This window comes from Paenibacillus rubinfantis (assembly GCF_001486505.1).
GTDB classification, from domain to species: Bacteria; Bacillota; Bacilli; order Paenibacillales; family Paenibacillaceae; genus Fontibacillus; species Fontibacillus rubinfantis.
In genome coordinates, this window is sequence record NZ_LN909064.1 from 678,082 (window position 1) to 701,415 (window position 23,334).

A 23,334-nucleotide genomic window follows, 5' to 3' on the forward strand; every position below is an offset into this window, starting at 1 on the left:
TGCAAAGCCATTGAAACCAGGCAACCGACTTCGAAATCCGTTCGCCAATTTGAACGTCAAACAACAGATGATTCTTCTTTTTGTCGTGATGGTGATTCCCTTGTTTATCCTGAATGCCTACGGCAATTACAAAGCCGATCAGATCTTGAAGCGCAACGTAACCAATGCCTATATCGAACTGAACAAGCAGAACTTTCGGCTGATCACCCGCGACATCGAAGCGATCAATAAAGTGACGTCCACGGTGTTCCAGCATCCGCTGCTCCAGCAGCTGAACCCCAGCGACGAAGAAGCGGAGTCCGTCCTAGAGCGGGTCAAAACTTACGAAAAGCTGGAGACTTTGCTGTTCAATTACTCGCAGGAAACCGACCAGCGCGAGCCGCTATACTATTCCCTTTACGTGTACGATCCGTCCAACGCGTATTTTTTTGCGCCGTATTATCCGGAGGCGCGGAAGGCCGGCGTCTACTTCTTTCTGGAGCAGGAGAAGCCGGAATGGTTTGATGAAGCCGTCGAAAAAAAGGGAAACGGTTACTTGCGCCTAATCGACCATTTATCCCCGCCTACGAAAGGTCAGCAAAATCAAAAAACGCTCGCTTATGTCCGGGCGATCAACAGCATCTATAAAAACGGCACGATTGGCGTGCTGGTTGTTTCCAATGTCGACGGCCGGATCGGCGAGTCGCTGCAGACCGTCTCGATCCCGGAGGGAGAGCTGTATTTTACCGATTGGAGCAACCGTATCCTCACCTCAACGACGCCGGCGGGAGCGCCGACCGGATCGATCTTAAATCTGCCGCAGGAGGCCGATTTGGGGGACTCCCTGATCGGGGTGAAGGATGTTATTACTGAAGATTTTATTTATGTCATTAATTATAATTACGTCCTGCAGCAGAAGCTCGTCTACAAGGTGCCCGTCAAGGCGCTGCTGCAGCAGCAAAACGAGATCAAACGAATTATCCAGCTGATCTCCATCGCTTATTTTGCGGTTGGTCTGGTGCTGATCTTGTATTTCTGGAGATCGCTGATGACCCCAATCCAGAAGCTGGTCTATTTCGTTCGCCGCTACGAGCCGGGGAACGTGGTGCCGGAGACGCCGTACCGGGATCGCAACGATGAGGTCAGCGTATTAATCTCCACAATCTATGAGATGGCGCGCCGGCTGAATGGGCTGATTCACTATAAATACCAGATGGACATCAAGCAGAAGGAAGCTCAGTTGCAAATTCTGTACCAGCAAATCAATCCGCATCTGCTGTACAACACGCTGGAGAGCATCTACTGGAAAAGCGCGATGGAAGGAAACAACGCCTCCGCTGAAATGATCAAGGAGTTGTCCAAGCTGATGAAGATCAGCCTCAGCCGCGGCCGGGAGCTGATCACGCTGGAGGAGGAGCTGGAGCATGCTTCCGCCTACATCAAGTTGCAAGAGCACCGGTACGAGTACGGATTCCGCGTGACTTGGGACATTCCGGCCGAGTTGCATACCACCATCATCCCGAAAATCACGCTGCAGCCGCTTATTGAAAATGCGATCTTTCATGGCGTTAAACACATGGGAGAGGACGGCGAAATCGCCATCCGTGCCGAATCGGACCTAGCGCAGGGGCAGGGGCGGGTCCGCATCACGATTACCGACAACGGCTATAAGCCGGTGGACTTTGACGCGATCGACAAGCTGCTCAACGATGAAACGCCTAGCCCGTCCTTTGGCTACGGGATCCGCAACATCCATCAGCGGCTTCGGCTGCATTTCGGGCCGGAGTACGGCCTCAAATACGAGGGCCGGCCGGAGGGCGGCACCGCCGTTACGATTACCCTGCCCATGGCGGCCGAGCGGAACGAATAACGAACAGGGGGAACAACGCATGTATAACATTTTGGTCGTTGACGATGAACCGCTGATTTGCAAAGGATTATCCGGCCTTTTGACCGCTTCGGGGCTGGATATCGGCCAGATTTTCACCGCATATAACGGGCATGAGGCGCTGGATTACGTCCGGATGGAGGATATCGATTTGCTGGTTACCGACATCCAGATGGGAGAAATGAACGGGATCGAGCTGATGCAGCAGGCGAAGCTGATCAAGCCCTGGGTGCAGACGATCATCATCTCGGCACATGAAACGTTCCAATATGCGCAGATGGCGATCCGGCTTGGGGCGAAGGATTATTTAATCAAACCGCTGAACAGCGAGCAGTTCCTGGACTCTGTGCGCAACGCTTTGCTGAAGATGGATAAGCCGATGCCGCAGGCCGAGGAGTGGTTGTCTCAGGGAGCGGAGCATTTCCACATGGTGGAGCCGTTGCCGGAGTCCGGCGAACAGTTTAGCCGCCTTTTGCGCGAACCCGCTGAAGGGGACGAGGAGCAGCGGACCGACGAAGCTGAGCGGTTGGGGCTTACGGGGCCTTATTTTTCCGTGATCAAAATCAAGCTGGCCATCCCCGCTGATAAGCAGTTGTCCATGGATCAGGATAAGGATGCCCGCTTGTTCCGCTATGCCGCGCTGAATATCGTGAATGAGCTGCTGCACCAGGAATGGCGCGCGGTGTCCTTTTATATCCGGAACCTGGAGATTGCGCTCATCCTGCAATGGAACGAAACGGAGTACGCTGAGCCGAATCTCAATAAAATCAACCAGCTCGAAATGCTCGGCCGGAGCCTACATCATCACATCCATAAGTATCTTGGCCTGCTGTGCACGGTGGGGATTAGTCAGATTCTCAAGGGCGCGGGATTCCTTGGCGTGCTGAGCCGGCAGGCTGACAAAGCGATGCTGTGGGGCGGGGGACACGGGGATTATCATGTGTTTTACTATGGTGATTTCAACTGGCATAACTATGCCCAAGACCCTTCCACCGAGGAGTTGACGACGCAGAGCAACCGGATTGTGGAGAGCGCCAAGAAGTATATCGAGGAGAATTACCGGCAGAAGGGGTTAACGATCCACGAGGTGGCCCGCAGCAATCACGTTAGCCCCAATTACTTGAGTTATCTTTTTAAGAAAAATACCGGCTACAACCTGTGGGAATACGTCATTAAGCTGCGGATGGAGGAGAGCAAAACGCTGATTCTGAACACGGACCTGCGCCGTTACGAGATTGCCGAACGCGTGGGTTACGAGTCGCCCGAGCATTTCAGCAAGATATTTAAGAAATACTTTGGCGTCAGCCCTACGGAGCTGAAGAAATAACGATGAAGTAAGAACGACCATAGTTCACATAGTTTTAGACATGTTCGCGCGGGGGCCCCTTTTCTAAAATGGGAAGAGACACTACTTAGAAAAGAGGGAGAACGATGGGGGAACCCGTGATTTCGCCGGGGAACATGCAGCAGGACACGAGGAGGGCGGACGTGATGCGGACGCCGCGTCGGGGATCAAATTGGAAAAAGTACATGTGGGGTTATCTGTTTTTGGTTCCGGCGATCGCCATATTTATCGTGTTCTTGTGGGTCCCGATCATCAAAGGGATGGTTTACAGCTTCTACAATATCGATTTCGTCAAAGGCAACACGTTTGTCGGATTCGACAATTACGTGAAGGTGTTTCATAACCCGGACGTGCTGTTGTCGGTTCGCAACACTTTGTATTATATGCTCCTCTGCTTGGTGATTGGCTTTTGGGTGCCAATCGCCGCATCGATCGCCATTTCCGAGCTTCGTTGGTTCCAGGGCTTCGCGCGGATCGCAGCTTATCTGCCGTTTGTTGTGCCGGGTGTCGTCCTGTACGGGATGTGGCGCTGGATGTATGACCCGGTGGGGCCGATCAACGCTTTGCTCGGATGGTTCGGAGCCGATCCGGTTTCGTTTGTCTCCGACGGCAGGTGGTCGATGGTTTCCATCGTCTTTATGGAGACCTGGCAGCAATTCGGCTCGGCGATGCTGATCTATTTGGCCGGGGTGCTGAGCATTCCGCGGGACTGGTACGAAGCGGCCGAAATCGATGGAGCCGGGGTCTGGGCCCGGATCAAATATATCACGCTCCCGTCGATGCGGAACCTGATCGTGCTGATGTTGATTTTGCAACTGATCGGCACTTCCCAGGCCTACCAATCGCAATTGGCTTTGCTGGACGGCGGGCCAAACAAGGTGACGCTGACTTACGCCCTTCTGACGGTCAAATACGCCTTTACTCAGCTCGACTACGGGGCTGGCACCGCGCTGGGTGTCCTGATGTTCCTCGTGCTGAGCGTGCTTGGCGTGCTGCAATACAAGCTGAACAAGGAGGAGTACTGATATGAAAGAAAGAGGCATCCTGTCGCCCTCCGATCTGCATAAGCCGCTCAATAAAGTCGTTTACGGATTTATGGTGTTGTGCATCGCGGTCATGGCTTTTACAATGTTGTATCCGATCGCCATGACGATGTTTAACGGGCTCAAGAGCAATCAAGAGGTGAACTCGTTCCCGCCGCGGTTTTTTCCGTCGGAATGGCATTGGGACAATTTTCCGAAGGCATGGGATTATATCAATCTACCGATGTTTTTGAAAAATACCCTGCTTATCTTCGGCGGCAACCTGCTGATGACCATTCTGGTGCTGGGTCTCGCTTCGTTCAGCATTTCGCGCATCCGGGTACCGTATAGCCGGGCGATTTACTTCTTCATCCTGCTGACGTTGTTTATCCCGGCTTCCAGCTATATGATCCCGAACTTCGTGAACCTGAAGGAGTTGGGGCTGCTGAATTCCTATTGGGCCTTCTGGCTGCCAGCTGGGGCGAACGCGTATTATTTTCTGTTGATGAAAAACTTCTTCGACGGCATCCACCCGGAAATCTTCGAAGCGGCCCGGATCGACGGAGCTTCGGAGTGGACCAGTTACTTGCGGATCGCGGTGCCGCTGTCGGTGCCGATCTTTGCGACGCTGGCGATCTTTATTTTCTCCACGGCTTGGAACGACTGGTTTTGGCCGTCCCTGGTCATGCACACGGAAGATAAGTACACGCTGGCGACCGCGATTTACAAATATGTGATTAACGCGCGGAATATGGACAGCAGCATCAAGTTCAGCATTTTGTTTATGGTGATGATTCCGCCGATCTTCGTGTTCCTTGGGTTCCAGAAGTTTATCATGCGCAGCGTCAGCTTGTCCGCGGTGAAGGGATAGGTAGTCCTAGTGGTAGCGGTTACAGAATCGTAGGCCTGCACATGAAAGTCATAAGATCACACATCGATTGCGATTACGTTCTCTTTTATGATGAACATGCAAGATACATTAACTTTAGGAAAAGGGGAGTTTGAATGCGCAAGTTTTCAGCGGTGTTGATGTGCCTGATGCTGCTTGGCTCGCTGCTCGCAGCCTGCGGCGGAGGGAACAAGGAAGCTCAAACTAACGGCGGGAACAGCGGCGGAAATACGGCTACGAGCAACAACGGGGGAGGCAATGCCGAACCGGCTGCGGGAGAAGCCGATGACATTACGCAACGCAAGGTCACGATTAAAATCCACTACCCGCTGCCGGATGAAACCACACTCCGTCAGCAGGAGGACGATAAAATCGCTCGCTTCCAAGCTAAGTATCCAAACGTAACGATCGTTAAGGACGACTGGCAATACAGCGTAAACGAAATCGGCGTGAAGATGGCATCCAATGAAGCGCCAACCTTCTACAATACCTGGGCGACGGAAGCCCAATTCCTGGTGGAACGCGGTTGGGTCGCCGACATCACGGAGCTGTGGAACAACTGGGAGTACAAGGACGAAATTAACCCGGTGCTGCAAAATCAATTTATCGTTGACGGCAAGGTGTACGGGATCACGCAAAACGGTTACGTCACTTCGACGGTAGTCAACAAGAAGCTGCTGGACGAGAAGGGCATCACCGCTCCTGCGTTCGACTGGACCTGGGACGACATGTACAACGTAGCTAAAGGGGTTGCCGATCCGAAGAAGGGGATTTCCGGGATCGCCCCGATGGGGAAAGGCAACGAAGCGGGCTGGAACTGGACCAACTTCCTGTTTGAAGCCGGCGGTGATATCGAAACGAATGAAAACGGCAAAGTGACCGCCGTCTTTAACTCCGAAGCTGGAGTGAAGGCGCTGGACTTCTACAAGAAGCTGAGATGGGAAGCCAATGCGATTCCACAAGACTGGGCGCTGGGCTGGGGCGATGCGGTGAGTTCCTTCCAACAAGGCCGGACGGCGATGGTGATTGCCGGAGCGTTTGACGTCATTCAAGCGGCGCTCAACGAAGGCGGTATGAAGCCGGAGGACGTTATTGCTTACCCGATGCCTGCTGCTGAGAAAGGCGGCAAGCATTACGGAATTCTGGGCGGGAACTACCTCGTAATCAACCCGAACGCTACGAAAGACGAACAGGAAATGGCGTTCCGTTATATTACGTTTGATTACTTTACGGACGATGCTTTGAAAGCGGTCGAGGACACGATTAATGCTCGCAAAGCCGAAGGTAAGTACTATGTACCGACGCCGCTAGAGTATTTTAGCGAAGATTCCGAATACGCCGGCAAAGTGAAAGCCATTTACGAAAAATACGACAATGTGTACGAATATGATCCGCAGCTCTTCACCTTGCTGGAAGGCAAGCCGGAAGCACAGTTCGGCACGCAGGACTACTACGCGACGATGTCGAACGTCGTACAGGAGTCGTTCTCGAAGAAAGGCACCGACTCCAAGCAGCAGCTGGATGTCGCAGCCAAGTACGTGCAGGAGAATTTCTTCGATAAAATTCAAGCGCAATAATTGGTGAGTTGGGAGGAGTCTCCCCTTGGGTCAGGTTGACCGGGGGGAGGCTTTTTTGGGCTTGGAGGGGTGTGGTGGGTGTAGTCTTGGGGTGGAGGTGAGGGGACGATTGGAGAGTGACGTGGCGCAGGTCGAGTAACGATGAGGGTGAAGGGGCGAGGAGGAAGTGGAGTGTGGGGAGAGCTGGGTTGTTGGTAGGGGGAGAGGTGATGGCGCAGGTCGAGTAACGATGAGGGTGAAGGGGCGAGGAGGAAGTGGAGTGTGTGGGGAGAGCAGGGTTGTTGGTAGGGGGAGTGGTGATGGCGCAGGTCGAGTAACGATGAGGGTGAAGGTGCGAGGAGGAAGTGGAGTGTGTGGGGAGAGTGGCGATGGTGGCGGAGGGGGCTAGTGCTGACATCAGTGCGGATGCTGCTAGTGCCAATGCCGTGCCGAACCAGCGCCAAGGCCAGTCGCCGTCGCCTATTACCATACTGGTGCTAGTTGCGCTCAATTTTGTTCAATGTCAGATGCTGGCGTTAATGTCGGTGCTAGTGCCAATGCCTGTGTTGCTAACGGACCTGAGAGACGTTATTTTGAGGGATCGACTCAGTTTGAGCTTCTAACGGACCTGAGAGACGTTATTTCCCATTTTGAGCGTGATTCAACGCTGGTTTTGGCGAAATAAGGTCATCTGGTTCCGTTAGGCTGGGAAATAGTCGGGAAATGAACAATTAGCGTCATCTAGGTCCGTTAGAGGGTGAACGGGAGAGTGCAGCTGTTAAGCGAAGGGGGATGACCGTCGAGTGAGGAGGACGGTGCTGAGGTCAGGGGGCTGCCGAGTACCAGGTGCTGAGTGCCGAGTTCAGATAGATCACGCGCCGATCCAAAAGGATCACGCGGCTGCCGTTGTTTTGTCCTTCTGCTGGCGGGCGCGGGCTTGCCGTCCCAGCACCAGGCCCACGAGGGAGGCCATCATCTGCTGGAACACCATGCCCAGCACGACCGGGACGGCCACTGGAGCGGGGAAGTAGGTGACGGCCAGCACCGCGCCGGCACTGATGTTACGCATGCCGCCGTTGAAGACGAGCGCGACTTTGTCGGCTTCGTTCAGGCCGATCAGCCGGGACAAGCCGAAGCCCAGCGCGTAGCCGATCGCCGCGAGCAGGACGATGATAGCGGCGAGTCCTAGTAACCGCGGGCTGAAGTCAGTCAGGTAAGGCGCAACAACTGCACCGTTGATCGCCACGACTGAAGCCATGGCGAGCTTGGAGAATGGGTTCAGCCAAGGCCCCCAGGCGGCGATGACCTTGCCTTTGCTCCACTGGTTCAGCAGCATACCGACTAGCGAAGGGACGACGATCATCCAGAACAGGCTAGTCATCATCGCCAACGCATCGAGCCGAACACTGGTGCCGACCAGCAGCGACAGGATGCCGGGAACAACGAATGGCGCCAGCAGCGTATCGATCAGGATGATCGACAGGGTCAAGGCGATGTTGCCTTTGTAGATGCCGACCCACACAAAGCTGCTGACCCCGGTTGGAATCGCCGCGGCGAGAATGAAACCGGTAATCGTATAGAAATCCCCGGGGAAAGCCACATGCCCCATCCCCATGGCGATCAGCGGCATGGCGAGATGGAGGATGAACAGGCAGAGCACCAGGGGAAGTGGTTTTTTGAGTACGTTCAAGAAGTCCTTGAAGCTCAGGCTGATGCTCCCGGCAAAGGTCATGAAAGCAAACAGCCACGGAGACCAGGAGGTATATGCGGCCAGATGGCTCCCGCTAAGGACGCCAATCAATATGCTGGCAGGCGTGATCAAGGGCATCAATCTGTTTAGTTGTCGGTTCAACGTTTGCAGCATGGTGACGACATCCTTTGGTTTATAAGCTTCTTGTAGTATAGAACGTTCGCGGAGAATCGTAAATGGGACGGAGCCACGATCATTTCCCATCAAAAAAAGTCTGCCGGTTCATAAAACAAACCAGGCAGACTTGATGTTTAGCGGGCGATTTCCTTAAACGAAGCCTCGGCGGCTTCCAGCGTGAAGTCGATGTCGGCTTCCGTGTGCGCCGTCGTCAGGAACCAGGCTTCGTATTTAGACGGAGCGAGGTTGACGCTGCGGCGGAGCATCGCGCGGAAGAAGGCGGCGAACGCTTCGCCGTCCGTGTCTTGCGCCTCGTCGTAATTCGTGACCGGGTGGTCGCAGAAGTGCGTCGAGAACGAGCCGCGGATCCGGTTGATCGTCAGCGGCACCCCATGGCGGCGGGCCGACTCGGCCAGCCCGTCGGTCAGCTTCACGGCGAGGCGGTCCATCTCGTCGTAGACCCCGGCGCCTTGCAGCACCTCGAGGCAGGCGATGCCGGCGGAGATAGAGGCAGGGTTGCCTGCCATCGTCCCGGCCTGATAGGCCGGGCCCAGCGGCGCCACCTGCTCCATGATCTCTTTGCTGCCGCCGTACGCACCGATCGGCAGCCCGCCGCCGATGATTTTGCCGAGGGCGGTCAGGTCCGGCCGGATCGCTTCGTGGTTGGAGAGGCCGGCGTAGGTTTGCGCCGAGCCGTAGTGGAAGCGGAAGGCCGTAATGACCTCGTCGTAGATGACGAGGGCGCCGTACTGCCGCGCGAGCCGGCAGAGCTCTTCCAAGAACCCGGGCTGCGGCATCACCATGCCGAAGTTCCCGACGATCGGCTCGACCATGACGGCGGCGACGTCGTCGCCCCAACGGTCGAGCGCTTCCTTCAGCGCCGAGGCATCGTTAAACGGCACGGTGATCACCTCGTGCGCGATGCTGGTCGGAATGCCGGCGCTGTCGGGGATGCCCAGCGTGGACGGGCCCGAGCCGGCGGCCACGAGCACGAGATCGGAATGGCCGTGGTAACAACCGGCAAATTTGATGATTTTGTTGCGCTTCGTATACGCGCGCGCAACGCGGATCGTGGTCATCACCGCTTCCGTGCCGGAGTTCACGAAGCGCACCTTGTCCATCGAGGGGATCGCTTCCTTCAGCATCACGGCTAAACGGATCTCCAGCTCGGTAGGTGTTCCGTACAACGTGCCGTTTGCGGCGGCTTCCTGGATCGCCTTCGTGACGTGCGGATGGGCATGTCCGGTAATGATCGGCCCGTAAGCCGCCAAATAATCGACGTATTTGTTTCCGTCCACGTCCCAAAAGTACGCACCCTCGGCTTTTTTCATAAAAACAGGCGCCCCGCCACCAACCGCCTTAAACGAGCGGGAGGGGCTGTTGACGCCACCTACGATATGTTGCAACGCTTCTTCGTACAATCGTTCCGATTGCGATCGATTCATCTTTCTAAACTTCCTTTCTGATTGAAGAACTGGTGAGGACTAATTTGATGGATGCACCGGCGATCCAACTGCAAAAGTACATTTGATTGGTCTGGATAACCGGCATTTTCGTGCGCTCAACTGCAAAAGTGCATTTCAATTAGCGGGATAGGTCCCTAAAAGCCACTTTTCAGAGGAAATGAACTGCACTTTTACATCCGGCGAGCCGAAAAGAGCGGTTTTTACTAAAATGAACTGCACTTTTACATCTCGTGGCGGTGGCGGTGGTGGAGCAACGGGGCACATGGTGTATTCTGGGCTCAGAGGCTCCAGAGACTCCCGAGGCTCACGAAGCTTCGGGTCTCGCGAAGCTCGCCAGATCACCCGGGCTCCCGAGGCACTCGGGGCTCCAGAAGCACCCAGGGTACCCGACGCACCCGGCATCCCAAGCGTACCCTGGACTTCCAAGTCCCCCGAGACTCCCGGGGCTACCGAGGTTTCCCCAACCTCCAACCACCAACCCCGCCTCAAGGGCTGGCCGCCTCCAGGTTCGAGCCGCCGCCGCTGCCGGCGTTCGCCCCCGTACGGCCCGAGCCGCTCGGGCTGTCGGCGTTGTTGCTGCCGCCTTCGCTGCCCTCGGCTCCGCCGGCATCGCTGCCGCTGTCCGTTCTGTTATCGGCGGCTTTATTAAATACGTCCTGCACGTATTCCTTCAATTCATCATCACTGCGAACGCCGAGGACGGACGAGCCACCAATGGTTTTCTCGACCAGCAGCTCCATCGGCGGAATCTGTTCGCTGGCGACCATTTGCGCGTCATACCCGACGGTAGCCAGCTTCCACATATCCTGAACCGACAGGTTCGTGTCGATGTAAGGATTGATTTTCTCCAGAATTGAAGGCAGCTTCATGATCGAAGTCGTCGACTTCAATTTATCCGCGACGGCCTTCAGGAAGTTGCGCTGCCGCTCGGTCCGGGTGTAGTCGGACATGGCGTCATGCCGGAAGCGAACGTATTGCAGCGCCGTTTTGCCGTCGAGGTGCTGCTGTCCTTTTTTCAAATCAATGTCGTATTCATGGTTATCCGCTTTGCTGGTGTAGTGCATATCTTTTTCTACGTAAAAATCAACCCCGCCGACCGCATCCACGAGCTCAATGAATCCCTGGAAGTCGGTATACACATAATATTGAATCGGGATGCCCAGCAGGTCGGAGACCGCCTGCATCGCCGTATTCGGGCCATGGGTGATCGCCGTGTTGATCCGGTCCGAGCCGTGCTCCGGAATCTCGGTATACGTGTCGCGCAGAATCGAGAACAGGTAAGCCTTCTTGCTCACAGGGTCCAGGGAAGCGACCAGCATGGTGTCCGAACGGGGAATTTCCCCCTTCTTCAAGCCGCGCGCATCCACGCCCATCAATAGGATGTTTACGCGCTCTTTGCCTTCCCATTTGGGCGGCTCCGGCACCTTTGTTTCAGTAGGCTGCACGTTATAGAAAGGAGACTGTTCTCCTTCTTTTTGAAAATTGTCCACTTGGTTATAGATGGCGGTAAAATAGTAGGCCGCGAAGGCGGCGATGACGACGACCACTCCGATCACCGACCAGAGAATCGCCCGTTTTGTGCGTTTGGTCATTAGGTTCGTTCCTTTCAGATCGTACGATGATTTCGGTTTCTATTATAGATATACTACATATCTTTACATTATAATTTTTTTTGTAAATACAATCAATTTCAGGGTTGGAGAGGCCAGAGGAGGAGTTCAGATGTCGGAACAACCGCAACAAGTGCAAATCGGCAAGCCCGTTCCGGACTTTCGACTGCCCGCAGACAGCGGGGAGGAAATCACGCTATCGCAATTTCGCGGCCGCAAGGTCGTGCTTTATTTCTATCCGAAAGATTCGACCCCTGCTTGTACCCAGGAGGCTTGCGATTTCCGCGACCTTGCTCAGGCGTACGGGGAATACGGGGCGGTGGTGTTGGGGATCAGCGGAGATTCCGTGAAATCCCACGGCAGGTTTGTCCTGAAGCAAGGGCTGAATTTTCCGCTGCTCTCGGACGAGTCCCATGAGGTGTGCCGGAAGTATGGCGTATGGCAGCTAAAAAAATTGTACGGCCGCGAATATGAAGGCATCGTCCGCTCAACGTTCCTTATCGATGAAGAGGGGAGGCTGCTTCGTGAGTGGCGGGGCGTCAGAGTAAAAGGGCACGCCGAGCAAGTGCTGGAGGCGCTTCGGGAGACAAATACGAAATAAAATGGGTGTTTATGGGATTTGCGCTGGATCGCCTCTGGTCTGATTGACGAGGGGCGATTTTTTTATGCCAACAACGGTTATAGGGAAGTCTATTTGCGTTTCTACCTTCATACAATCTACCAGATAGGCAAGGGATTCATAGAAAAGAATTTGATCCTAGCTGCGGAGGTAGAAGATCGATGAAACAAAAACGGTTGTCCGGACTTATGCTGGTTCGTATTATGCTGCTAACTTTGGTGCTGATCGCTGCGGTCGGCGCACCGCTGGGCTTTCAGTCGCAGGGCTTGCCCGAAGTGAAGGCTCATGCTATGAAGGAACAAGCCGCGGTGGAAGCCGCGACCCATACAAAGAATCTCGCCGTTACAACTCAAAAGATGCAATCCGTTCATACTTCGGCCACAGGCAGCACGGCTGCGGCGCCAACGGCTTTGGCAGCGGCCAAGCCAACGAAGAAAGCGGAGCCTCCCCAGGACTTGAAGAAAGACGTACAGGGCAAAACGGCTTATCTGACGTTTGATGATGGCCCCAGCACGCATACAGATCAAGTGCTGGAGATTTTGCAAAAAGAAGAGGTGACCGCCACCTTCTTCGTGCTCGGTCAGCAAGCCAAACGCTACCCGGAGGTGATCCGGCGAATCGTCGATGGCGGCCATGCCCTCGGCAACCATACGTATAACCATGATTATGACGCGTTGTACGATAGCTTCGGCCATTTTTGGAAGCAGATCAAGGCAACGGAGGAAGTGCTGCGGGAAATTACGGGGGATCGCACGCCGTTGGTGCGCGCGCCGGGCGGGACGTACGGGCATTTTGACAAGACGTATTTCAACCTGCTGGAGCAGGGTGGATATAAGGTGTTTGACTGGAATGTGGACAGCGGGGATTCCAAGCGCAAAGGCGTTCCGGCGAGCGAAATCATCAGTAACGTGAAGAAGGAGAAACCCCAGGACCAGGTTGTCGTGCTGATGCATGACGGCGGGGGGCATGAGGAGACCGTTAAGGCGCTGCCTGATATTATTCATTACTATAAAAAACTAGGTTATGAGTTCCGGACGCTGTCTGCGGAGCAAAAGCCCGTTCAATTTACGCTGGATCCCGGAATCGGCAAGAAAAACCGCCCAGCCCCTTCCAACGAATGGGTAGCGTCCAATGTTGTTCCGAATGCGGCCTTGTTTGAACCGGAGCTGCCGCTGACGGTGGAGGCAGGCGGGGTGCAAACGCAGCTTGCGGCCGGGGAATACGAGATGCAAGACGGCCAGTATCTGGCGCCCGTCCGCACGGTGATGGAGCGCCTCGGCGCCAAAGTCTACTGGAGCGAGGCGACGCAAAGCGCCTATATCCACTGGGGGGACGCCTCTGTAGTCGCCGATACGCGGCGCGGAGTGTTGACGGCCGAACGCAAGGACGGGTCGATCGTCGAATGGGAAGTAACGTTTGACCGCAAAGCGCAGGCGTTATGGATCCCGCTACGTCCGCTGCTGGAGGCGTTGGACCATCCGATCGTCGAGGCCGTATCTAATGTCACTGGACGGCGGGTCACGGCACTCTAGCAGAGTCACGTCCTTTCCTTTCTTTCTTCCATGTCTATTTCAGCTAGTTTCTGGAGAAACTGGTTGATAGATTACGGCCATGGTTGAGAAATGGAGGGGAAGTCACGATGAATCACGATCAAGCGCAGGCGCTGCTGGAGCGGCTCGTCCACAAGGTGGATCGGGTGATCGTTGGGAAAAAAGCGGAGATTGAGCTCGCGGTGGTGGCGATGCTGAGCGGCGGTCATATTTTACTTGATGATGTGCCCGGAGTGGGCAAAACGATGCTGGTGCGCACGCTGGCGGCCTGCATCGGCGGGTCGTTTGGCCGCATCCAGTTCACGTCGGACCTGCTGCCGTCTGATGTGACCGGCGTAACGGTGTACCATGCGCAAAGCGGTCAGTTCGAGTTCCGACCTGGCCCGGTATTTGCGAATGTAGTGCTGGCCGATGAGATTAACCGGGCGGCACCGCGAACCCAGTCGGCACTGCTGGAAGCGATGGAAGAACGGAAAGTAACGATTGACGGAGTGACGCGGGCTTTGCCGAAGCCGTTTTTGCTGCTGGCCACGCAAAATCCGCTGGAATACGAAGGAACCTACCGCCTGCCGGAGGCGCAGCTGGATCGCTTCCTCATGCGCTTAACGTTGGGTTATCCGAAGCCGGAGCAGGAGGTAGATATGCTTAGCCGGATGCAGGATCCGCCGAATCCCGCGGAAATGAAGCCGGTGTTGCTGCCGGAGGAGATGGCCGTGATGCAGCGGATGGTGCGCGGCGTATTGGTGGACGACGTCATCAAGCGATACATGGTAAGTGCCGCGGACGTGTCCCGGCGCCATCCACAAATCGCGCTTGGTTTAAGTCCACGCGCGACACTCGCCTGGATGGGCGCGGCGCAGGCGATGGCTTATTTCAAGGGGCGCTCGTTTGTCACGCCCGATGATGTTAAGGCGGTTGCGCCTGCCGTGCTGACGCACCGGATCGTACTTAGGACGGAAGCCAAGCTCGCCGGAATCGGAGGAGAGCAGGCGTTGGCCGATGTGTTGGCCAAAGTGAATGTGCCGATTTTCGCGGCTCGGGCGTCGGGGGCTTCGTCATGAAAAGCGCGGGATGGGCATGGCCGATCGCGCTCGCGTTTGTCGCAGCTTTGGGAGGTTGGTATGTTTGGCGCGGCGGGGCGTCGGCTTTATTTTTGCTGCTGCTGGCGGGGTTAATTCTGCTGCAAGGTGTTTTGGCGCAAGCGCTGGGTCCGAGGCGGTTCAAGGTCGAGCGCGCTTGGCAGCCGGTATTTCCGGTCGCCGGGGAGCCGGTCACCATCACGCTGACGGTCCGCTGCGAAGGCGGCCTGCCGCCGGTTTGGCTGCAGGTCGAGGACGAGTTGGCCGTGATCGCGGCAGGACAAGGAACGAACCGCCCGGGAGTCCGGGGCGGTAGTTTGTTTTTCTCCGGTTTTCGCCGCGAATACCGGGTGACGTATACCCTTCCAGGAGGCTTGCCTAGGGGTGTCTATACAGATACAGCCATCCGGTTGATCTGGGGCGATCCGTTTGGCTGGTTCAAACGCAGCCGTAAGGTTGCCACGGCCGAGGTGCTGGTCGTTCATCCCCTGGCTCTTTCGGCGGATCCGCCGAAGGCAGAGGACAGGGGCGATCAGGAGGGCGGCGGGGCTTGGCAGCCACAGTTGGTCGCGTCGTCTCCAGCTCCGGGGCGGTTAAGGCCTTATGCGCCGGGCGACCCGCTGCGGAGGATTCATTGGAAATACTCGGCGAAAAAAGGCGAGCTGCTCTCCCGCATCCCCGAGGAGCAAGGTGTGATGCCGCGTTATTTGCTGCTCAGCGCACGGCAAGGAGACTACACTTCCTCTGCTCGCTTCGAGCTGGCGGTTTCGGCGGCCGCCACCTGGCTTGCACGGGAGGCGGGGGATTCCGACGCCGGCGAACTCCGGTTTAGCCATGGCGCGATGGCCGGGGCCTGCCGGGTTACCGGCCGCGAAGGCATGATGAGTGGCCTAGAGCAACTGGCCGGCCTTCGCTTGGGGAGCGGCTTGTCCGCGGGTGAGTTGCTTCGCCGGGATTGGACCGAGCTGCTCTCCCAAGGGCAAAGCCTCACGATCATCACCGGTGCACTTACGCCGGAATTGGCCGGGGATGTGTTGCATTTGGCCGAAATGGGGGTAGCCGCGGAGGTTTGGTGCGCCGGCGGGCTCGGCGGGTCGGGGCAACCGATCCAACTGGCGGCCCGGTTGCGGGAGCGGGGCGTTATGGTTACGGACTTAACGCAGTTTCGGACGAAGTCCCGGCGGAAGGAGGCGAGCGGGCATGTCAGCGCCTAAACAGGTAGAGCTTACGCCTGGCGGCCAGTTGGCTGTGGGAGCATCATCCCGGAGAGGTGGCCATCCCATGCCTTCGACTGGCTTGCGGATCGTGATCACACTGCTGCTGTTTGGATTGTTTGGGGAATGGCTCTATCCCCTGTATACCATGATGCCTGAAACGCAAACGGGGTTGATTCCGTTGTTTTTCGTCCTCACCGGTGCCTTGCTGTTGCTTGGCTGCCTGGGGCTGCCGACCGGCCTGTTTGCACCGTTGCCGCCTTTGCTTATCGCCGGCGCGATGTTGTATCTGTACGGTCGGGGAGAAGGGATAGCTTGGTTTGCCGGCTACGCACAGACGATTGTTGCCGACCTTGAGGAGTTCCTGGGTTCGGGAAGACTGTATGCCATTAGTATGGAGACGCGGGCGTTGCTGCTCTTGATCGGCTGGACGCTGCTAGTTGTCTCCGTACAAATGCTGGCGCTGTCGCGCCAAAGTATCCTGCTGTTCTTGTCGGCTACGGTGATCTATTTGCTGGTGCTGGAAGCCGCTGTCGGCACGGAGCTATATTTGGGCGTCATTCGTTCGGCGGCGCTGGGCTTAGCGCTGCAAGCGGCGGCGTTCCATCGCGGGGAGTCCGGGCCGAACCGGGGAAGCGGCAGCGTAGCCGGCGGGAGCGTCGTGCTCGTCTGCGTGGGTGAAGCCGCCGCTGCCGTCGCCGGTGTCGACACCGGCCGGGAGTTGATCCGGCAAACGCTCACGTTCGAAGCGCCGTTGACGGGGCGGGTGGCCCTGCTGTCGGGCGGGCTCCCGGTCCAGACGGAACGGATCATCGCCGGCGATGGGAACGTGCCGGTGCAGATCGATGCCCGATTTGATGCCTGGGCGGATGCCTTAATCGTCGACTATGCCGCCCCGGCGGAGCAGATCTACGGCTACGAACTGACGTCGGCGGTACCGACGTCGTCTGCCGCCGAGCTGCGCCAAGAAGAGGGGCCGGACCCCGCGGAGGTCCGGGACCGCTTTCTGCAGCTGCCGGATGCGCTGCCGGAGCGGGTGCGTAAGCTCGGCGAACAGCTGGTCGCCGCCGAAAACAGCCGCTACGATGCCGCCGCCGCCGTCGAGAGCTACTTGAAGCATCGTTATGCTTATAGTCTGGATGCGCATCAACCGCCGGAAGGTGCCGATTTCGTCGACCGCTTCCTGTTCGTCGACCGCATCGGCTATTGCGACCATTTCTCGACGGCGATGGTCGTCCTGCTGCGCAGCGGCGGGGTTCCGGCTCGCTGGGTCAAAGGCTTTGCGCCGGGCGACCCTGTGTCTTCCACCGCTGCGGCTGCTGGTGAAACGGACGGTGGGCTTGTCCCTGCTTCCACCGCTAGTGGCACCGGTTCTACCGAATTGCACCGTTACACGGTGACCTATGCCGATGCCCATTCGTGGGTGGAGGTGTATTTTCCCGAGACCGGTTGGGTTGCTTTTGATCCGACACCGGGTTTTGGCGAATCCATGGCGTTAAGCGTGAGCACTTTGGTGGATCACGGGATTGGCGGCGTAGATGCGGAGGCAGCCTTCCCCCTGCTCGCTAAAGCAACCGAGGTGGCTAAGTTCCTGCAGCCGCAGCTTACTGAGTTGGTCACAAAGGAGTTGGCCGGGATGAAACCGCGGTTGCGTCCGTTGGATTGGGCCGTCCTGGCTCTGTCGGTCGGCTTCATCCTGCTGCTGGCAAGGGAAACAAGGCGGTACAGTCACGTGCTTCCGCTGGCGTTCGATCGGCTTCGCATACGAAGTGCTTTTCCCGGCCGTCGCGAGCTGCTGGCCGCAGCGGACCGGGTGTGGCGCGAGCTGGCTTGGGTTTACGGACCCAAACCTGCCGCCTTGACGCCCTGGGAATATATCGAGTCCACGATTACCGGTGATCCGGCGCAAGCGGAGGTCGCCGAGCAGTTCGTGTGGACTTGGGAGAGGATCTACTACGGCGGCTTGCGGCCGGAGCGAAAGGAAAGCGTGAAATTCCTAGAACTATGCCGGAAGTTGGCTTTTCGCCGCCGCTGAATTTGGCATCCGGGCTTCCTTGACGACCTCTTTTGTCGTTTCGTATAATAGGTGTCATAATTTGAGGGAGGCTCGGTCATGAATAAGCCAAATGAAATGATTGTGGTCCTTGATTTCGGAGGCCAATACAATCAGTTAATTGCAAGAAGGATTCGCGATTTAGGCGTGTACAGTGAACTGATGCCGTATAATACGCCGGTAGAACGCCTGCGGGAAATTGCGCCGAAAGGAATCGTGTTTTCGGGCGGTCCGTCCAGCGTTTACGCAGAGGATGCACCGCATATCGACCCGGCCGTGTACGACATCGGTGTCCCAATTTTCGGCATTTGCTACGGCATGCAGTTAATGGCCCACCAGCTTGGCGGCAAGGTGGAACGCGCGGAGAAACGCGAATACGGCAAAGCGGACGTGGATTTTGCCGAACATTCGGCATTAACTCGCGGACTTGACGCGAAGCAGACGGTTTGGATGAGCCACGGAGACCACGTGACCCAGCTTCCGGACGGCTTCGTAGTTGACGCATCGACAGATCATGCGCCGATCGCAGGGTTCGCGAACCCTAGCCGCCGCATGTACGGCGTGCAATTCCACCCGGAAGTGCGCCATTCTGTGCACGGCAATGAGATGATTCGGAACTTCCTATATGAGATCTGCGGTTGCGAAGGTAACTGGAGTATGGAGACGTTTATCGAGGACGCGGTGCGGGATATTCGCGAAAAGGTTGGAGAGGGTAAGGTGCTGTGCGCTTTGAGCGGCGGTGTGGACTCCTCGGTCGTAGCGATGCTGATTCATAAAGCGATCGGCGACCAGTTGACCTGTATGTTTATCGATCATGGTCTGTTGCGCAAAGGCGAAGCGGAGAGCGTTATGGAGACCTTCGTCGGCAAGTTCGACATGAAGGTCGTTAAGATTGATGCGCGCGAGCGTTTCCTCTCGAAGCTGGCCGGCGTGGATGATCCGGAACGGAAGCGGAAAATCATCGGCAACGAGTTCATCTACGTGTTCGACGAAGAGTCGGCCAAATTCGATGACTTTAAATTCCTGGCTCAAGGGACGTTGTATACGGACATCGTCGAGAGCGGTACCGCGACAGCCCAAACGATCAAGTCCCACCACAATGTAGGCGGCCTGCCGGAGGATATGAAGTTCAAGCTGATCGAGCCGCTGAACACGCTGTTCAAGGACGAAGTGCGTAAGGTTGGCGAGGAGCTGGGTCTGCCTCGGGAAATCGTATGGAGACAACCGTTCCCGGGACCGGGACTTGCCATTCGCGTCTTGGGCGAAGTGACGGAAGAAAAATTGCAGATCGTTCGGGATTCCGACTACATCCTGCGTGATGAAATCGCCAAAGCCGGATTGGATCGCGAGATCTGGCAATACTTCACGGCTTTGCCGAACATGCGCAGCGTAGGGGTTATGGGCGACGCTCGGACTTACTCCTACACCGTCGGCATCCGTGCCGTCACATCCATCGACGGGATGACCGCCGACTGGGCGCGGATCCCTTGGGACGTGCTGGAGAAGATCTCCGTACGGATCGTCAACGAAGTCGACAACGTAAACCGCGTGGTCTACGACATTACGTCCAAGCCACCGGCAACGATCGAGTGGGAATAGGTTGTTGAAATATCAAATGCTCTCTTTTATTCGCCTTCACCGGCGACTAAAAGAGAGCATTTTTTAGGTTTATTTTTGAACGGAGGTTTCGATTATTAGGGTCGTTTTATTGCGGTCCCAGCTCATTTTGGCCCCTAGCAACGCGGGAAGGTCACGAGCCCAGATGTAGGTCGTTCCCGAAAAAGTAAAGAAATGCGGCACCGCTTTCCCATTAAGGGTGGGGGCTTTTTTGACATTGTCGTATTCGATTTCCATCCCCAGCAGGTTGCTGACGGATCGCAGCGGAACGTAGGTGGTACCGTCGAAAATCCGTCCCGGCTCAGCGGCTTTCCCGTTCACTTTGATCTGGACGATCGCTGCCTTCGCAAACATTCGCTCATTTGGAATTCGGGTGACGTAGGCGACTTCCTTTTCGATTAACTCCGGGGCCCCCTTCGGGTAGACCAGGACTTCGTGCTTGCCTGTCATATTGCCGAATGTCACGGTCACCTCTGCTTTTCCTAACCCGATCGCCTGGATGTTTCCGTATACGGGTGCCGTAATGACCTGGTGATCGGTTGTGTCCCATGAAGCTATCCCTGTGATATAGGACGTATCTCCATTCTCAAAAATAGCCAGCGCGTTCAGCTCCGTCCCGCTGCTTAAACTTACTTTGAAGGGATCGGAGGTGGGCGGGAGTGTGCCGCGAACAATCTCGATTTGTTTAGGGAAGCCAACATGCACCTGCGCGGAGGTGGTCCCAAACGCTTTGATGGAATTTCCGGCGGCATCCGTCAGCACCGTTTCTTCAGCAAGAACGTTAATCGAAGATTCCTGAGTCGGAGCTTCCTTGTTCACCGAAAGGTAGAAAGATATAAAAGCTTCATCATTTGCAGAGGAGATGGTCCAGTTATTTAAGGCGGAGATCGATACGATCACTTCTCGTCTGCCATCCGCAGGGTCTAGATCAACCGGATAAGGTGCTTCAATCAGATAGTCGCTGGATTCATAGGTTTTGGAGGGGATGATAAAAGTATCGGCTCTCCATATATACTTTCCGAGCATATCATCAAAGCGTATATTGCCCTCGGTACTAAATGCCTTTTCATCATAGCTTAAGGCAATCAACGCAGACCGGAGGTTTGGGTTCTCCGGCGTGATTTTGGATATCCTGACGCTGACCATCACGCTGTTACCGGGAATCAGAGAGGTCTCTCTCGTCGTAACCTCAATGGTTACCTGATTCGAGTCGGCTGCTGAAGCTGGGCTGGCTATACCTAAAACCGACAAAAGCATAACGTAAGCCAGCAGAGCAAGCGACGCCTTTCTTAATAGATTCATAAAACAACCTCCATACCAGAATATAACAGATATATCGGTTATTCTTGAATTCGATGTAAATTTTCACGATTTCTTCAAATGACGAACAATATTAGCTAAAACTTTATCGAATATTCGTTTTTTATGTTGACAATTTAGAGCCCTCCGCCTAGAATAAATCATGTGATAAGCCTTCGTCACAAGGCTTGTTAGGATATCGACAAAACCACATAGTTCTTTTCGTATAATTCCGGGAATGGGCCCGGAAGTCTCTACGAGGTCACCGTAAATGATCTGGCTACGAAAAGAAGAAACGTATTTCAGGAGTATACTGGGCATGGGTTCGGATTCACCCGGAAGTCATATCGGTATGCTTCGCTGAAGCCTTTGGCTTTTCGAAGTCGGGTAATCACGTTTCTTCTGGATGTACGGTAACCCGAGGGATGTCGCCTCGGGCTTTTTGTCGTTTTCCGAAGGGAATGCAGGCAAAGTGGTGCTGTAACGCCAGCTTTTTGAACCTGGATTGTCAATTTCTAAGGGGGAGTAATTTTATCATGGATCGGTTTTTTAAACTGAAACAGAATGGTTCGACGGTACGTACGGAGATTATGGCCGGCCTAACCACATTTATGGCAATGGCCTACATCCTCACGGTCAACCCTAACACGCTGACAGCTTTTGGTCAGATCGATATGGGCTGGTATTCCGTATTTTTGGCGACGGCGCTTTCCGCCGGGATTTTCACGATCGCCATGGGCCTTTTCATCAACTTTCCTGTAGCGCTTGCGCCGGGCATGGGTCTGAATGCATATTTTGCTTCCGTAATTCTTTCCTCGGCCACAACGGACCATCCGTTTACTTGGGAAATGGGCTTGACTGCCGTATTTATTTCCGGTTTGATCTTCATTCTGCTGACCTTAACTAAGGTTCGCCAAATGCTGCTGGATGCGGTTCCGGATTCGCTGAAGCATGCGATCACGGTAGGGATCGGGTTGTTTATCACCATTATCGGTCTGAAAAACAGCGGACTGATGACCATCGGCGTTGAAGCCGGTAGCGATATTGCTGCGAACACGTTTACCGATGTGCTTTCTTTTGAAACGGTCATCCATTTGGGCAGCTTGGAAAATACCGATGTTCAACTCGCTTTGATCGGTTTGTTGCTGATCGGGATTTTGATGGTGCTGCAGGTTCGCGGTGCGATTTTGCTGGGGATCCTGGGGACGACGATTATCGCCCTGCTGATGGGTGTGGTGGACTTCGGAACCTTGTCCGATCCGCAAACCCCTTGGGTTCCAGACTTCACGCAAATTAACTTTGCACGGTTTGACTGGGACGGCATTTTGCATACCGGTATTATTTCCGCCATTGCAACATTTACTTTCGTAGAACTGTTTGATACTTTCGGTACTTTGGTAGGCACGGCTTCCCGTGCAGGAATTATGAAGAATCCGGAAGAAGGTAAGAAACGCGTCGGCAAAGCCATGCTGGTTGACGCGGCAGCTGTTACCGGGGGCGCTTTGCTTGGAACCTCGACAACGACGGCATACGTCGAAAGTGCGGCTGGGGTTGCTGAAGGTGGACGTACCGGCCTGACCGCCGTGACAACGGGGGTTTGCTTCTTGGCAGCGTTGTTCCTCGCTCCGATCGCGGCCTTAATTCCAGGCTCCGCAACGGCGGCGGCACTGATTATCGTTGGCGTCCTGATGGTTCAATCGATTCGCGAGATTGACTTTACCGATATGGTTGTAGCAATCCCGGCTTTCTTGACGGTAACGATGATGCCGTTTACCTATAATATTGCGAACGGGATTTCGTTCGGCATCGTGTTTTATGTAGTGTTGGCTTGCGCAGCCAATCTGCTTGGCAAAAAGAAATACAGCATCCACTGGTTGATGTGGGTATTGTTTGTTCTCATTATCCTTCGTTACATTTTCCTTGGCAGCCAAGGATAAAGATTAATAACGGCCTCTCAAGCCTGTAGTCCCTCTGGGGATTGCAGGCTTCTTTTTATATAGTAGATTCTCGATCGATTTCTGGCTTCCAGGTATTTCATTTGTGTTTGCGCGTGAGGTTTGGTATATTATAAAAGTCGCTCACAGCGATGAGGGATTTACGTAGAAGGTTGAACTTGATATCGAAAAAAAAGTTCTTGCTTTTGAACGTGATACCTGATATACTATAAAAGTTGTCGCCGATAAGACGATAACGAAGTTGATCTTTGAAAACTGAACAACGAGTGAGTAATAAATGAGATTTTAAATCTCGTCAGTTTTGAAATGAGCAAGTCAAACACTTT

16 protein-coding genes and 1 riboswitch are annotated in these 23,334 nt (G+C 55.2%); of the genes, 12 read left to right on the forward strand and 4 right to left on the reverse strand.

The window, feature by feature from the left end:
- The first annotated feature begins 67 nt into the window (after positions 1-67).
- From BN3277_RS11300 to BN3277_RS11320, 5 genes are all read left to right on the forward strand, one after another.
- A complete protein-coding gene (locus BN3277_RS11300) occupies positions 68-1,849 on the forward strand; it encodes a sensor histidine kinase (RefSeq protein WP_059042775.1) in 1,782 nt (593 codons plus the stop codon).
- Positions 1,850-1,868: 19 nt separating this feature from the next.
- Positions 1,869-3,194 (forward strand): response regulator, encoded by a 1,326-nt coding sequence (locus BN3277_RS11305; protein WP_059042650.1) that lies wholly within the window; start codon positions 1,869-1,871, stop codon positions 3,192-3,194.
- 104 nt (positions 3,195-3,298) lie between these two features.
- The gene (locus BN3277_RS11310) at positions 3,299-4,237 is read left to right on the forward strand and encodes a carbohydrate ABC transporter permease (protein ID WP_059042653.1); all 939 of its coding nucleotides are present in this window, start codon (positions 3,299-3,301) and stop codon (positions 4,235-4,237) included.
- Between the two features lies 1 nt (position 4,238).
- Entirely contained in the window at positions 4,239-5,105 is an 867-nt protein-coding gene (locus BN3277_RS11315; RefSeq protein WP_059042655.1) for a carbohydrate ABC transporter permease, read from the forward strand.
- A 134-nt stretch (positions 5,106-5,239) separates the two neighbouring features.
- Positions 5,240-6,700 carry an ABC transporter substrate-binding protein gene (locus tag BN3277_RS11320; protein ID WP_059042656.1) on the forward strand — a complete coding sequence of 487 codons (1,461 nt, stop codon included), beginning with the start codon at positions 5,240-5,242 and terminating at the stop codon, positions 6,698-6,700.
- A gap of 871 nt (positions 6,701-7,571) precedes the next feature.
- Here the strand turns inward: BN3277_RS11320 and BN3277_RS11330 are convergent.
- The 3 genes from BN3277_RS11330 to BN3277_RS11345 all read right to left on the reverse strand — a co-directional run bounded on the left by BN3277_RS11330 (position 7,572) and on the right by BN3277_RS11345 (position 11,604).
- A complete protein-coding gene (locus tag BN3277_RS11330) occupies positions 7,572-8,543 on the reverse strand; it encodes a bile acid:sodium symporter family protein (protein ID WP_059042659.1) in 972 nt (323 codons plus the stop codon).
- 137 nt (positions 8,544-8,680) lie between these two features.
- Entirely contained in the window at positions 8,681-9,991 is a 1,311-nt protein-coding gene (locus BN3277_RS11335; RefSeq protein ID WP_059042661.1) for a glutamate-1-semialdehyde 2,1-aminomutase, read from the reverse strand.
- Positions 9,992-10,497: 506 nt separating this feature from the next.
- Complete coding sequence (locus BN3277_RS11345; RefSeq protein WP_059042664.1) at positions 10,498-11,604, reverse strand: LCP family protein; 1,107 nt, start codon at positions 11,602-11,604, stop codon at positions 10,498-10,500.
- A 130-nt stretch (positions 11,605-11,734) separates the two neighbouring features.
- Between BN3277_RS11345 and bcp the strand changes: the two genes are divergently transcribed.
- From bcp to guaA, 6 genes are all read left to right on the forward strand, one after another.
- Positions 11,735-12,223 (forward strand): thioredoxin-dependent thiol peroxidase, encoded by a 489-nt coding sequence (gene bcp, locus BN3277_RS11350; protein WP_059042666.1) that lies wholly within the window; start codon positions 11,735-11,737, stop codon positions 12,221-12,223.
- Between the two features lie 179 nt (positions 12,224-12,402).
- On the forward strand, positions 12,403-13,773 hold the full coding sequence (locus tag BN3277_RS11355; RefSeq protein WP_059042667.1) for a polysaccharide deacetylase family protein: 1,371 nt from the start codon (positions 12,403-12,405) through the stop codon (positions 13,771-13,773).
- A gap of 107 nt (positions 13,774-13,880) precedes the next feature.
- Complete coding sequence (locus tag BN3277_RS11360) at positions 13,881-14,852, forward strand: AAA family ATPase (protein ID WP_059042669.1); 972 nt, start codon at positions 13,881-13,883, stop codon at positions 14,850-14,852.
- Positions 14,849-16,084, forward strand: a complete 1,236-nt coding sequence (locus tag BN3277_RS11365; RefSeq protein WP_059042670.1) for a DUF58 domain-containing protein — start codon at positions 14,849-14,851, stop codon at positions 16,082-16,084. The genes BN3277_RS11360 and BN3277_RS11365 overlap by 4 nt, the downstream gene beginning before the upstream one ends.
- Positions 16,071-18,119: a DUF4129 domain-containing transglutaminase family protein gene (locus tag BN3277_RS11370; protein WP_059042672.1), complete on the forward strand. Its 2,049-nt coding sequence runs from the start codon at positions 16,071-16,073 to the stop codon at positions 18,117-18,119. The genes BN3277_RS11365 and BN3277_RS11370 overlap by 14 nt, the downstream gene beginning before the upstream one ends.
- A gap of 78 nt (positions 18,120-18,197) precedes the next feature.
- Positions 18,198-19,736 carry a glutamine-hydrolyzing GMP synthase gene (gene guaA / locus BN3277_RS11375; RefSeq protein ID WP_059042675.1) on the forward strand — a complete coding sequence of 513 codons (1,539 nt, stop codon included), beginning with the start codon at positions 18,198-18,200 and terminating at the stop codon, positions 19,734-19,736.
- Positions 19,737-19,805: 69 nt separating this feature from the next.
- Here the strand turns inward: guaA and BN3277_RS11380 are convergent, their stop codons facing one another.
- The gene (locus BN3277_RS11380; protein ID WP_059042677.1) at positions 19,806-21,056 is read right to left on the reverse strand and encodes a copper amine oxidase N-terminal domain-containing protein; all 1,251 of its coding nucleotides are present in this window, start codon (positions 21,054-21,056) and stop codon (positions 19,806-19,808) included.
- 199 nt (positions 21,057-21,255) lie between these two features.
- Positions 21,256-21,356: riboswitch (purine riboswitch) on the forward strand.
- Between the two features lie 233 nt (positions 21,357-21,589).
- Between BN3277_RS11380 and BN3277_RS11385 the strand changes: the two genes are divergently transcribed.
- Positions 21,590-22,990, forward strand: coding sequence for an NCS2 family permease (locus BN3277_RS11385; RefSeq protein WP_059042679.1), 1,401 nt, complete (start codon positions 21,590-21,592; stop codon positions 22,988-22,990).
- Positions 22,991-23,334 lie beyond the last annotated feature (344 nt).

What these genes read in the sequence shown, in the direction of transcription:
- BN3277_RS11360 (WP_059042669.1), top strand. Translation starts at nt 13,881, where the DNA reads ATGAATCACGATCAAGCGCAGGCGCTGCTGGAGCGGCTCGTCCACAAG.
- BN3277_RS11345 (WP_059042664.1), bottom strand. Translation starts at nt 11,604, where the DNA reads ATGACCAAACGCACAAAACGGGCGATTCTCTGGTCGGTGATCGGAGTG.
- BN3277_RS11315 (WP_059042655.1), top strand. Translation starts at nt 4,239, where the DNA reads ATGAAAGAAAGAGGCATCCTGTCGCCCTCCGATCTGCATAAGCCGCTC.
- BN3277_RS11320 (WP_059042656.1), top strand. Translation starts at nt 5,240, where the DNA reads ATGCGCAAGTTTTCAGCGGTGTTGATGTGCCTGATGCTGCTTGGCTCG.
- BN3277_RS11365 (WP_059042670.1), top strand. Translation starts at nt 14,849, where the DNA reads ATGAAAAGCGCGGGATGGGCATGGCCGATCGCGCTCGCGTTTGTCGCA.
- BN3277_RS11305 (WP_059042650.1), top strand. Translation starts at nt 1,869, where the DNA reads ATGTATAACATTTTGGTCGTTGACGATGAACCGCTGATTTGCAAAGGA.
- BN3277_RS11380 (WP_059042677.1), bottom strand. Translation starts at nt 21,056, where the DNA reads ATGAATCTATTAAGAAAGGCGTCGCTTGCTCTGCTGGCTTACGTTATG.
- BN3277_RS11310 (WP_059042653.1), top strand. Translation starts at nt 3,299, where the DNA reads ATGGGGGAACCCGTGATTTCGCCGGGGAACATGCAGCAGGACACGAGG.
- BN3277_RS11335 (WP_059042661.1), bottom strand. Translation starts at nt 9,991, where the DNA reads ATGAATCGATCGCAATCGGAACGATTGTACGAAGAAGCGTTGCAACAT.
- guaA (WP_059042675.1), top strand. Translation starts at nt 18,198, where the DNA reads ATGAATAAGCCAAATGAAATGATTGTGGTCCTTGATTTCGGAGGCCAA.
- BN3277_RS11355 (WP_059042667.1), top strand. Translation starts at nt 12,403, where the DNA reads ATGAAACAAAAACGGTTGTCCGGACTTATGCTGGTTCGTATTATGCTG.
- BN3277_RS11370 (WP_059042672.1), top strand. Translation starts at nt 16,071, where the DNA reads ATGTCAGCGCCTAAACAGGTAGAGCTTACGCCTGGCGGCCAGTTGGCT.
- BN3277_RS11330 (WP_059042659.1), bottom strand. Translation starts at nt 8,543, where the DNA reads ATGCTGCAAACGTTGAACCGACAACTAAACAGATTGATGCCCTTGATC.
- bcp (WP_059042666.1), top strand. Translation starts at nt 11,735, where the DNA reads ATGTCGGAACAACCGCAACAAGTGCAAATCGGCAAGCCCGTTCCGGAC.
- BN3277_RS11385 (WP_059042679.1), top strand. Translation starts at nt 21,590, where the DNA reads ATGGATCGGTTTTTTAAACTGAAACAGAATGGTTCGACGGTACGTACG.
- BN3277_RS11300 (WP_059042775.1), top strand. Translation starts at nt 68, where the DNA reads ATGATTCTTCTTTTTGTCGTGATGGTGATTCCCTTGTTTATCCTGAAT.